Below are 667 nucleotides of genomic sequence, written 5' to 3'. Positions count from 1 at the left end.
CGACTGTCAGTCGACTGCTCTTCCGTGAGGTCGCGAAAATCCCGAGCTGCGCGCGGTAGTCGACTGACAGTCGACTCTACCCCGTCGGCTCTACCCAATCGGCCCTGCCCCGCCCCAAACAAAAACGCCGGCACAGGGCCGGCGTTCTCGTGGATGCAGCGCGAACCTCAGTGCTTGAGATTCTTGCGCAGGCGTTCCAGTGCCTGCAGCTGGACGACGGCTTCAGCCAGCTTCTGCTGGGCTTCGGCCACTTCCATCGCTTCGCCGCGGTTGGCCAGGATGCGTTCGGCTTCTTCCTTGGCCTTGCGGACCGAGGCTTCGTCGATGTCCTGCGCGCGGATCGCGGTGTCGGCCAGCACGGTCACCACCTGCGGCTGCACTTCCAGGATACCGCCGGAGATGGCGAAATCCAGCTGCTCGCCGTTCGGCGTGGTGACCACCACCTTGCCCGGCTTCAGGCGGGTGATCAGCGGCGCGTGCTTGGGCGCGATGCCCAGTTCACCCAGCTCACCGGTGGCCACGACCAGGGTCGCTTCGCCACGGAAGATTTCCTGCTCGGCGCTGACGATGTCGCAACGGATCGTGCTCATGCAAATCTCTTCGCTGTTCGCGGTGGCGCAATGCCACCGTGGGGGTCCACCGGCGCGGGCGGTTGCCCGGCGCCAGC

At 66.0% G+C, this 667-nt stretch carries 1 protein-coding gene; it reads right to left on the bottom strand.

All coding sequences use genetic code 11. The features are described from left to right. Nucleotides 1-167 precede the first annotated feature (167 nt). The gene (locus tag ABGA94_RS06375; RefSeq protein ID WP_005419509.1) at nucleotides 168-590 is read right to left on the bottom strand and encodes a F0F1 ATP synthase subunit epsilon; all 423 of its coding nucleotides are present in this window, start codon (nucleotides 588-590) and stop codon (nucleotides 168-170) included. Between the last annotated feature and the right edge of the window lie 77 nt (nucleotides 591-667).

Source organism: Stenotrophomonas sp. 3diitr2024, from assembly GCF_042136455.1.
Classification (GTDB): Bacteria; Pseudomonadota; Gammaproteobacteria; order Xanthomonadales; family Xanthomonadaceae; genus Stenotrophomonas; species Stenotrophomonas sepilia.
Note: the sequence above shows the minus strand (reverse complement) of the source record. Positions and strands in the feature narration are given on the sequence as shown.